Genomic DNA, 10,971 nt, shown 5'->3' with positions numbered 1-10,971 from the left:
CTGATAAGTAAATCTGCTGCAATTGATAAAGATTTTATTAAAAGTTTAGCCAGTTATAAATACAGGGATGAAGTAAAATTGCTGGATAATTTATCCGACGAAAGTATTATACAAATTACCGGAGCGGCTTACGCAATGATTTATCCATCGCTTTATGATGGCTGTGGCACATCCCTTTTACAAGCCATGCAAAGTGATATACCTGTAATTACAGCTAACAATACCGCAATGCCCGAAATTTGCAGCGATGCTGCTTTGTACATTAGCTCCAACGACTTTAATGATATTGCTGAAAAAATGATGCTGCTTTTTAAAGATGAAGACCTGCGTAACGAACTTATTATTAAAGGCAGGCAACAGGCGGCTATGTACAATTGGGATAAAACAGCTGATAAAGTTTGGAAAATCATCTTAAAATGCACTAATTAACGGTGTGTAAATTTGCAAATTGTTACGTATTGTTTTTTTAATAAAGCTGCTAACTTCGCAGTAATTTTTCATAATTACCCTTTACCAAATTTTTAAATTATTTATGAATCAATCAACCATAAAAATCGATATATTACTTGACCCCAACAAAGTACCCGAACAAATAAACTGGGTGGCCAGCGACAGCAATGCAGATATGGTACAAAAAGCCAAAGCTATGTGCATTGCATTTTGGGATGGTACAGATAAAACTGCTATGCGTATTGACCTTTGGACAAAAGATATGATGGTAGATGAAATGGCCGACTTTTATTATCAAATGTTTATGAGTATGGCCGATACTTTTAAAAGGGCTACACAACAACAGGAAATAAGCGATGATATGAAAAAATTTGCCAAAACTTTTTTCGAAAAATTCAGAGCAACGCAAATAAAGGAGCAGCAGTAAAGGGAATTTGGAATTAGTAATTTGGTATTTGGATGCAGGAAGCTACCTTAAACATCTAAACACTAAACCTCTAAACGCCTAAACCAATCAACTAATAAACTAATAAACCAATCAACTAAAATACTATGGCACTCGAACAACAAATAATGGCTGAAATGAAAGACGCCATGAAAGCAAAAGACGAAGGAACTTTACGCAGCTTACGGGCTATTAAAGCCGAAATTATAAAAGCAAAAACTGAACCTGGCGCAGGCGGCGAAATTGATGAAGCTACCGAACAAAAGTTTTTACAAAAAATGATGAAACAGCGCAGAGATTCTTTAGAAATTTTTGAAAAACAGGGCCGTGCAGATTTAGCAATAAAAGAAAAAGAAGAAATGGCAGTAATTGAAAAATTTTTACCCAAGCAATTAGCCGAAGCTGATATAAAATTAATTGTTGAAAAAATAATTACAGATACCGGAGCAAGTTCCGCTGCAGATATGGGCAAAGTAATGGGTGCAGCCAGCAAACAATTAGCCGGCAAGGCCGATGGAAAAACTATCAGCAATATTGTAAAAGAATTGTTGAGTAAATAAAATCAAATTTGGGTTGAAAGCACTTTTTTTATAACTCAATGCTGCTACAAAGTAAATACCCTTTTTAAAATTTCAAATTTGTATTTATGCTGGATATAATTTTTGCCATAATAATTATAATAGCCTGTATCAAAGGTTTTCAAAAAGGATTAATAATTGCTTTATTCTCCATCGTGGCATTTATTATTGGTTTGGCAGCGGCTTTAAAACTTTCTGCAGTTGTTGCCGTTTGGTTAGGCGGCAGTGCAAACATTAATGTAAAATGGTTACCGTTTATATCTTTTGCTGTAGTATTTTTTGTTGTTGTTCTATTGGTACGCTGGGGAGGTAAGCTTATTGAAAAAACTTTTCAAATGGCATTACTCGGTTGGGTAAACCGTATTGGTGGCATTGTTTTTTATGCAGCTTTATACATTATCATTTTTAGTATTTTTTTATTTTATGCCGAAAAAATTCATTTAATAAAACCCGAAACAATAACAGCATCGCAAACCTACAGTTTTGTACAGCCCTGGGGCCCGATAGTGATTAATAATTTTGGAAAAGTAATACCCATATTTAAAGATATGTTTACCGACCTGGAAACATTTTTTAGCTCCGTTGGCAACAAAATGCAGCATTAATTTTAGCGCTTATTTTATTTAACGTATTTTGCAACATCTGATTTAACTATAGCAATCAGTAAACCATTTAACTAACCAATGAGTTACGAAATAAAACAAGACGGCAAATTTAAATTTATAGAGGAAGGAGATGGCGAACCGTTACTATTGTTGCATGGATTATTTGGTGCATTAAGTAACTTTCAGGACCTTATTGAGCATTTTAAAAAAACAAACAAAGTGGTGGTACCACTGCTGCCATTGCTGGAGCTGGATCTGCTACATACCTCAGTTGGCGGCCTGCAAAAATTTGTACAGCGTTTTATTGAGCACCGCAATTACAACAACATACATTTATTAGGCAATTCGCTTGGTGGCCATGTGGGTTTGGTGTATGTGTTAAAACATCCGGAGCGTATAAAATCACTTATCCTTACCGGCAGCTCGGGCCTTTTTGAAAACGGCATGGGCGACAGTTATCCAAAAAGGGGCGATAAAGAATATATTAGGAAAAAAACACAACTTACTTTTTACAATCCCGATTTAGCCACTGAAGAACTGGTAAACGAAGTTTTTGAAATTACAAATAACCGCTTAAAAGTTATTAAAATTATTGCATTGGCAAAAAGTGCCATCCGTAATAATTTAGGAGAAGAGTTAAGCCAGATAAAACAACCCACCTGCCTTATTTGGGGAAATAACGATACTATAACTCCACCCTTTGTTGGTAAAGAGTTTAACCGGCTTATCCCTAACAGCGAGCTGCATTTTGTAGATAAATGCGGTCATGCCCCTATGATGGAAGTGCCGGAAGACTTCAACAAAATACTTGATGGGTTTTTAAATAAATTAAAAATTCCTGCTGCATCAGTTTAACAAAAATTTTTGTCTGTATAATATAACTTATTGCCTTACGTTATCATCTTATTAATAACACAGGCTTAATATTAATAAAGTGACAGGTAATGTATTTAAACTAAAATTTAAAACTTCAATTCCCCTTTAAGGGATAGGGGCAAGCTACAGCAATGTTAACCATCGAACTTATAAATAATAGTATTCCCCGGCTTAAGCTGCAGGATACCGTAAGTAAGGCACTGCAGTTAATTAACGATTTCAGGGTTACCCACCTGCCCGTTGTTTCCGATGATAAATACCTTGGTTTAATTAGTGAAGAAGATCTACTGGATGCCAAGCAGGAAAAAATGCCCATTGAATTAATGCAGGAAACTTTTATAACAGCAGCAGTACACGACAATGAACATTTTTTAAATGCCGTTAATTACTGCAACCAGCATGATACCACTGTGGTACCGGTTATTAATGAAGAAAATGAATTAATGGGTGCAATAACTACCCCGGATTTATTAAAAGCCCTGGGCAATTTTGCCGGCACCAACGAAATTGGTGGCATTGTTGTTTTAGAAATGGAACGAAGCCAGTTTGCCATTTCAGAAATCAGCCGCATTGTAGAAAGTAATGATGCTACTATTTTACACCTGAACACCACAGTACACCCCGAAACTGGAATGCTAACTGTTTCCATTCATATCAATAAAAAAGAAATAGCATCAATTGTTGCCACTTTTGAAAGATATGATTATGATGTAATCTATTATTTTGGTAACGAAAATTTTGAAAACGAAATACATACCAACTACCGCCATTTAATGAACTATCTTGATATTTAGCTTTTAACATCCCAGTCTGTTCAATCTCAGTAATATCACTTATTTTTATTTTCCATTATTATGAAGTAACGAATGCCTGTCCACAAAAAAATACTTTACTGCATTTGTTTATTTTTCAGTTCTTCGTTTGCTGTTGGCCAAAAAAATGTTCTTTTAAGCAACACTCTGCAATCTTTTCAGGATTCTTCGGCCAAACTTTATGTAAAGAATATTGTTGTTAAAGGCAATAAAAAAACAAAAGAATATATTATACTTCGTGAAATACAATTTCAAAAAGGCGACTCTCTAGTAATATCAACCATTAACCAGCAGTTGGAGCAAGCCAGGCAGCAGGTGTACAATACCACATTATTCAGCGAAGTAAAATTTGAAACAGTAATACTTTCTGCCTTTGATGTGATAGTGCTGGTGGATGTTAAGGAACGCTGGTATATTTACCCGGTACCGCAGTTTAAACCGGTGGACAGAAATTTTAATGAATGGATTAAAACTTACAATGCCAGTTTAAAAAGGGTTAATTACGGTTTAAAGTTTGTGCATTATAATTTAACAGGCCGAAGAGATCAGCTGCGTATCTTTTTTCTAACAGGTTTCAGCCGTGATTTTTCTTTTAGTTATAACGCCCCATACAGTAATTCGAAACTAACAGAAGGTTTTGTAGTGGGTGCAGGTTACTCTCAAAAAAAAGAAATACCCTATAAAACTGATTTTAATAACAACCTTTTATTTTACACTTCTGATTCTCTAAGAAGTATATCTGTGGGCAGCAGTTTTAATATTAATGCAGGATATACATTACGCAAAGGTTTTTTTAACAAGCATATTTTTAATGCAGCTTTTTCAAGGCTAACCGCAAGCGACAGTATCTTTCTGCAAAAAAATAACCCTAATTATTTTAACACCGGCAAAAGTTCGGCAAATATTTTTGAAATATTTTATGGCTACCAGCATGCTAACGTAAATAATGTATTGTATGCAACAAAAGGTAAAACTGCGTTTATAGCTGTTTCAAAAAAAGGATTGGGGTTTACAGGTGGTATTAATGCTTTAACTGTTGAAGCAGGCTTAAATAAATATTACGATCTTGGTAAAAAATGGTACAGCAGTATTCAGTTAAATGGTAAAATAAAACTGCCTTTATATCAGCCATATATTAATCAGCGTGGCTTGGGCTATGGCGACAGTTATTTACGTGGGTTGGAATATTTAGTAATTGATGGCGTAGGTACTGCATTAATAAAATCTACTTTAAAATATAAAGTAGCCGAATTTAAAATTCCATTACCCTTTAAAATAAAATCGCTTCCTTACATTCCATTCACCATTTTTGCAAAAACTTATACCGATTTAGGCTATGCTTTTAATAAAAAGGAATTTGTTACCAACCTCAACAATAAACTTTTATATACGGGTGGCTTTGGTGTAGATATCCTTACCTTTTATGATGTAAACCTGCGGCTCGAATACAGTTTTAACCAGTTAGACCAAAAGGGGTTATTTTTACATACTCAATCGGGATTCTAATTTTTTTTCAACATAATAAATACCCCTTTTGGGGACAGGGGATGAAAATAGCAATTTACAGCAGGGGGTTAGAAGAAAACCAGCACCAGGAAATTAATCTTTTATTAAAAGAATTAATTCAGCATGATGTAGAACCAGTTTTTTTTCAGGATTTTTTTAATAAATTTTATTCTGCAGTAGATTTTAAAACAAAATATTCCACTTTTAATTCTTCTGCCGATTTAGACGACAGTATTGATTGCATGATAAGCCTTGGCGGCGATGGGACATTATTAGATACCGTTACTTTGGTACGTGATAAAGGCACACCGGTTTTAGGAATAAATTATGGCAGGCTGGGTTTTTTAGCCACCATTGGTAAAGGCGAGTTACAAACTGCGGTAGAGGCATTGGTTAACCGCACTTATGTAATTGATAAAAGAACACTCATACATTTAGATGCCAACATTCCATTGTTTGGTGATATACCTTATGCCTTAAATGAATTTACTTTATTGAAAAAAGATTCCAGTTCAATGATAAAAATTCATACTTATTTAAATGGAGAATTTTTAAATACTTACTGGGCCGATGGATTAATTGTTGCCACACCCACCGGCTCTACTGGTTATTCACTAAGTTGTAATGGCCCTGTTGTTTTCCCTGATAGTGGCAGTTTTGTTATTACACCGGTAGCACCGCACAATTTAAACATTCGCCCAATTGTGGTACCCGATGATACCATTATTAGTTTTGAAGTAGAAGGCAGAACAGATGGTTTTTTATGTACCCTCGACAGCCGCAGAGAAATTGTTACCAAAGAAATTCAGCTTGCAGTACGCAAAGAAGATTTTGGCATTAACCTTATACGCCTTAACGAAAATAATTTTTTACAAACGCTGAGAAATAAATTAAGCTGGGGTTTAGATGTGAGGAATTGATATTTATTTTTTTCAAAAATAAATATTGTTGTAACCAGCTTTATATTTTCATGGCATCATCGTTGTGTCACTCACTTGTGCGGCATACCTTTGTTCATCTTTTATCATGCACAGCAAAACAAAAAAAATTCGCTATATCTTTTTAATTTACTGGTTTTTACTGGTGTATATTATTGCAGCATTGGTATGGTGGTTTATTGCACTAAACCAGCAAAATAAACAAATGACCATTTTTGAACTGCAACAATTAAACAAAGATCAGCCTGGCTATACACAGATAGTAAACAAAATTCAGGAAGATGAAAAAAGTAAAACTGCACAATACATTGGCGAGGGTTTTACTTTTTTATTACTAATAGTTGCAGGGGCAGTATTTGTGTACAGGGCAGTAAAACAACAATTACATTTTAGCCAGGAGCAGCAAAATTTTATGATGGCGCTTACGCATGAATTAAAAACCCCCATTGCTGTAGCCAAATTAAATTTAGAGACTTTACAAAAAAGAAAATTAGATGAACAGCAACAGCAACGCTTAATACAAACTACCCTGCAGGAAGCCAACCGCTTAAATTCGTTGTGTAATAATATGCTGCTCTCGTCTCAAATAGAAGCCAGTAATTTTAGAATAAGTACCGAAGAAATAAATTTTAGCGAATTGGTGAAAGAATGTGTACAGGATTTTATTGTACGGTTTCCGCAGCGCCACATTTCATCATCGGTAATTGAAGACATCTTTTTAAATGGCGATACCCTGTTATTACAAATGGCAGTAAATAATCTTATTGATAATGCCATTAAATATTCTGCAAAAGAAACCGCCATTCAAGTTTTATTAAAAGAAGAAAAAAACAATATTACTTTACAGGTACAAGATGAAGGCAAAGGAATTGCTGATGAAGAAAAGAAAAAAGTATTTGATAAATTTTACAGAACAGGTAATGCAGCAACCAAAGGCGCAAAAGGTACCGGGCTGGGACTTTATCTTACCAAAAAAATTATACAAAACCACAACGGTGAAATAACAGTTACTAACAATACACCAAGCGGTTGTATTTTTACTATTGCATTACAAGCCGCAGAATAAAAAAACAAAAACTCTTGAATAAAAAATTTACAATACTGCTGGTAGAAGATGAAGAAAATCTACAGGAGGCCTTAAAGTTAAACCTTGAACTGGAAGGTTATGAAGTAACCGGTGTATTTGATGGTGCCGAAGCATTACAAGTTGTACAGCAGGAATTTTTTAACCTGATTATTTTAGATGTAATGCTGCCGGAAATAGATGGCATTACAGTTTGCGAAACCATACGCCTGCAAAATAATGATATTCCCATTTTAATATTAAGTGCAAAAAACAGCAGCGCCGACAGAATTTTAGGATTAAAAAAAGGGGCTGACGATTATCTTACCAAACCATTTAATTTAGAAGAATTATTGCTGAGGGTAAGTAAACTCATTAACAAAAGCGAACGCCTTAATGCAAGGGAACCTTTACCCGAAGTATATAAATTCGGCAGTAACAGTATTGATTTTAAAGCTCTGGAATGCGAAGTAAAAAATAATACAAAAATTACTTTGACAAAAAAAGAGGCTATGCTTTTAAAGCTGCTTATCGAAAATAAAAACGAGGTAGTAACCCGTGAAAAAATTTTACAGTCAGTTTGGGGTTACAATGTTTATCCCACCACCAGAACTATAGATAATTTTATTTTAAATTTCAGAAAATACTTTGAAGAAGACAGTCGTAACCCAAAACATTTTCACTCGGTAAGAGGTATTGGTTATAAGTTTACAGAAGTTTAATTTTTATAAGCATCAAGCATTTGAATAATATCCGCTGTACTATCATACAAGTGCTGCATTTTTTCTTTTTCTGCAAAAGGGGTGTACAATTGCAGTTCAATATCATTCATAATTTGTTGCAACTGAACAGAAGTTGTTACTGGGATATTTTTTTTATCTAACTGCTCGGTTATATTTTTTTTATTTATCGTTTCTACAGGTAATTGCAATTTTTTAGCCAGGTAACTTTTTAACGCATAATTCAATTCGTTATAAAATGCGGTACTGTTTTCGTTGTGCAAAAATTCACCCGCTTTTTGCAACCAGTTTTTTTGGTGCAATTCAATAACAGCTGCAAATTTTTGTTCCGCTTCTCTTTTTTCTTCCTGCTGTTTACTCTTATTTTTTATTATTCTTTCTTTTTTCTTATCCTTTTTCAACCAAAAAATTAATCCGCATAAAATTAAAACAGCCACTGTACTAACCACCCATCTCCTGTTACTAATAAATTTATTTAAAAAATTATCGCCTGCTTTTTTATTTTCTGCAACTACAGGCTTTGCTGTTTTTCCTGTTCCTTTTGTTACAGTAAATGAAATAGGTTTGGTGGAATCTGTTTTATACTTTCCTTCTTTTGCATTAAAGTAACTGAATTTTATTGCAGGCAAAATATAAGTACCAGGCTCTGCAACTGTAAAAGAATAATCAATTATTTTTCTGCCGCTTACCGGCACAGTGGTTTTTATAAAATCATCGGCGGTGGAAGGCTCAAATGCTTCAAAGCCCTGTGGCCATTGTACTTCGGGGGCATTTACCAATTGCAAATTTCCGGCACCGCTTACTATTATTTTTAATTTACCTGCATCATCTGTAGTAAAATTATTTTTTTCCAGCATTGCTTCTATTGCAAAATTACCCACTGCTCCTTTAAAACTTGCAGGTACATTTACATCGGGCAATGGCTTTACCATAACCGAAGCAGGTTTGCTTTGCAGTGTTACTTTATGGTTTTCCATAGCTTCCGGCGGCATAGAAGCTTCTGCAAATTCTCTCATCATATCATTCATTAATTCGCTTTGCCGGTTAGCGTATTCTTCTTTAATAAAATACACATTGTTTTCTATTTCGGCACTCTCCAGCTCCAGGTTACCTGCCTGCAAAGGATATAATTGTGCCCTGCGAATGACATAAACATTGTACTCCCTGCCATTTATTTTTTCTTTTTTGTAACTTATATTATCCGGCATTTGCAAATCAATTACCGAAAATCCGTTGAAAGATGGATTTTTAACCAGGTTACTTTCGCTTTTTAAACGGGTGTATAATTTGTACGTTGCAATAACAGGTTCGCCAATAAAGCAGGATGTTTTGTCTAACTCTAATTTTATAAACATATTCTTACTCACTTTTTCAGCAGCACTTTCGCCTTTGCGTAAAATATTATCTTTATAAGGATTTTCGGGAACAATATCTTCAAAAGGATTAACTCCTGCAAATGGCGAATTAAAATTATTACCGCCGGAGTTATTTGACGCAATTGAATTGTTAACCTGCACCGTTACTGCATTACTTTTTAATTCTTTTCCATCTGCCTTTGCTGTTGCCGGTGCAATGCTGAATTTTCCCGGGGCTTTTGGTTTAAGCACATAGTTTAAAGAAATGTAGTGTTTTACATCGCCGTTAACCATCGTCATGCCACTCTCCTGGTTAGGTCCGCTGATTACACTAAAATTTTTAAATGAAGGTGGCGTTATCTGCTGTACTTCTTTTGCATTTTCTACAGTTAACCTTAATTGTACAAATTCGTTTTTACTTATTTGAGGCGATGAAACACTGGCAGAAAATTTTACCTGTGCCAATGCAAACTGGGCGGTAACTGATAAAGCAAATAAAATTATCTTTTGTAAAAATGATTGCATAGCATAAGTAAAGGGTACAAATTTAGCTGATATAAAACTTATGTTGCTTATACCATAAGATGAATGGCTTTAAAAAACTGTTAATAGTTAGTTTGCCCGCAGATATCGCTTATTGAAATATTTTTTTTCTGCGTAATCTGCGGAGCTTTTTTTGTATTTATAAATCTCCCAACTGAGGCCGCAGTACAATTTCTTCCACACAGGCACCGGCACTTAATTGCGATGCTGCGTAAATCATTTGTGCAACATCATCTGCTTCCATTATGCGGTGTTTGCTGTTATCAAAATTGCCCCAGGCATCCGTTAGTACTGCACCGGGATAAACTGCAGTAACTTTTATTCCATACTCTTTCATCTCTTCCCTTAAATTTTTACTAAACCCATCCATGGCAAATTTACTGATGCTGTAGGCGCCACCATTTTTATACGCCTGTAAAGATGCAATAGAACAAATGTTGAAAATATGTCGTCCTGAGCCTGTCGAAGTATTTTCCATCATTTTAGGCAATAATGTTCTGGTAAGATGATAAGCGCTGTATAAATTTGTTTCAATTTGATTTTCCAATAAACCTTCGGGTTCGTTGTAAACACTGCCCGGCTCAAACAAACCGGCATTGTTTACTAATACATCCACAATAATTCCTGACGCATTAACCCATTTTCCAAATTCTTTTGCCTGTTTACTTAAGTCAAACGCTTTTGCTTTTATTTCTACTGCAGCAAATTGCGTTTGCAGTTCCTCCATTGTTTTATACAAAGCCACTTCATTACGGCTGCATAAAAAAAGATTATGGCCGTTAGCAGCAAAGGTTTTTGCAATGGCTTTGCCAATTCCTTTTGAAGCGCCGGTAATAACTACGTTCATAATAAAAAAATTTACTACTGCAAATCTAAATGAAAAGATGCCATTGGATAAATCCATTTTACCGTTGGATAACCCGTTTTCTATCTTAAGCACTATAGATTGTAACTCTGTGTTTCATTTTTTACAATAGTCTTTTTAAAATAATTATCATGAAAAAAATAGTAACAATTTCATTACTCTTCTTTGTTTTTCTTTCCTGTAAAAAAAATAATA

The 10,971-nt window shown here is 34.6% G+C and carries 12 protein-coding genes; 10 read left to right on the top strand and 2 right to left on the bottom strand.

All coding sequences use genetic code 11. The features are described from left to right. From ACY65O_RS06935 to ACY65O_RS06890, 10 genes are all read left to right on the top strand, one after another. The coding region (locus tag ACY65O_RS06935; protein WP_462220124.1) for a glycosyltransferase at positions 1–429 on the top strand (429 nt) is incomplete at its 5' end. Positions 430–532: 103 nt separating this feature from the next. Beyond that, positions 533–877, top strand: a complete 345-nt coding sequence (gene gldC, locus ACY65O_RS06930; protein ID WP_462220123.1) for a gliding motility protein GldC — start codon at positions 533–535, stop codon at positions 875–877. Positions 878–1,002: 125 nt separating this feature from the next. Further along, on the top strand, positions 1,003–1,455 hold the full coding sequence (locus ACY65O_RS06925; RefSeq protein ID WP_462220122.1) for a GatB/YqeY domain-containing protein: 453 nt from the start codon (positions 1,003–1,005) through the stop codon (positions 1,453–1,455). A gap of 86 nt (positions 1,456–1,541) precedes the next feature. Then, the gene (locus tag ACY65O_RS06920) at positions 1,542–2,078 is read left to right on the top strand and encodes a CvpA family protein (RefSeq protein WP_462220121.1); all 537 of its coding nucleotides are present in this window, start codon (positions 1,542–1,544) and stop codon (positions 2,076–2,078) included. A gap of 78 nt (positions 2,079–2,156) precedes the next feature. Next, positions 2,157–2,933: an alpha/beta fold hydrolase gene (locus ACY65O_RS06915; protein ID WP_462220120.1), complete on the top strand. Its 777-nt coding sequence runs from the start codon at positions 2,157–2,159 to the stop codon at positions 2,931–2,933. A 152-nt stretch (positions 2,934–3,085) separates the two neighbouring features. After that, positions 3,086–3,748: a CBS domain-containing protein gene (locus tag ACY65O_RS06910; RefSeq protein WP_462220119.1), complete on the top strand. Its 663-nt coding sequence runs from the start codon at positions 3,086–3,088 to the stop codon at positions 3,746–3,748. A gap of 72 nt (positions 3,749–3,820) precedes the next feature. Beyond that, positions 3,821–5,272, top strand: coding sequence for a POTRA domain-containing protein (locus ACY65O_RS06905; protein ID WP_462220118.1), 1,452 nt, complete (start codon positions 3,821–3,823; stop codon positions 5,270–5,272). 41 nt (positions 5,273–5,313) lie between these two features. Beyond that, positions 5,314–6,192 (top strand): NAD kinase, encoded by an 879-nt coding sequence (locus ACY65O_RS06900; RefSeq protein ID WP_462220117.1) that lies wholly within the window; start codon positions 5,314–5,316, stop codon positions 6,190–6,192. Positions 6,193–6,298: 106 nt separating this feature from the next. After that, positions 6,299–7,276, top strand: coding sequence for a sensor histidine kinase (locus tag ACY65O_RS06895; RefSeq protein WP_462220116.1), 978 nt, complete (start codon positions 6,299–6,301; stop codon positions 7,274–7,276). A 14-nt stretch (positions 7,277–7,290) separates the two neighbouring features. Beyond that, the gene (locus ACY65O_RS06890) at positions 7,291–7,995 is read left to right on the top strand and encodes a response regulator transcription factor (protein WP_462220115.1); all 705 of its coding nucleotides are present in this window, start codon (positions 7,291–7,293) and stop codon (positions 7,993–7,995) included. On the opposite strand, the gene ACY65O_RS06885 is transcribed toward ACY65O_RS06890, so the two are convergent. Both ACY65O_RS06885 and ACY65O_RS06880 read right to left on the bottom strand, forming a co-directional pair. Beyond that, a complete protein-coding gene (locus tag ACY65O_RS06885; protein WP_462220114.1) occupies positions 7,992–9,893 on the bottom strand; it encodes a BatD family protein in 1,902 nt (633 codons plus the stop codon). The genes ACY65O_RS06890 and ACY65O_RS06885 overlap by 4 nt on opposite strands. 157 nt (positions 9,894–10,050) lie before the next feature. Continuing rightward, positions 10,051–10,851 (bottom strand): SDR family oxidoreductase, encoded by an 801-nt coding sequence (locus ACY65O_RS06880; protein ID WP_462220113.1) that lies wholly within the window; start codon positions 10,849–10,851, stop codon positions 10,051–10,053. Between the last annotated feature and the right edge of the window lie 120 nt (positions 10,852–10,971).

The sequence above is a fragment of the Ferruginibacter sp. genome (genome assembly GCF_031430955.1).
In the GTDB taxonomy this organism is placed as follows: Bacteria; Bacteroidota; Bacteroidia; order Chitinophagales; family Chitinophagaceae; genus Ferruginibacter.
Note: the sequence above shows the minus strand (reverse complement) of the source record. Positions and strands in the feature narration are given on the sequence as shown.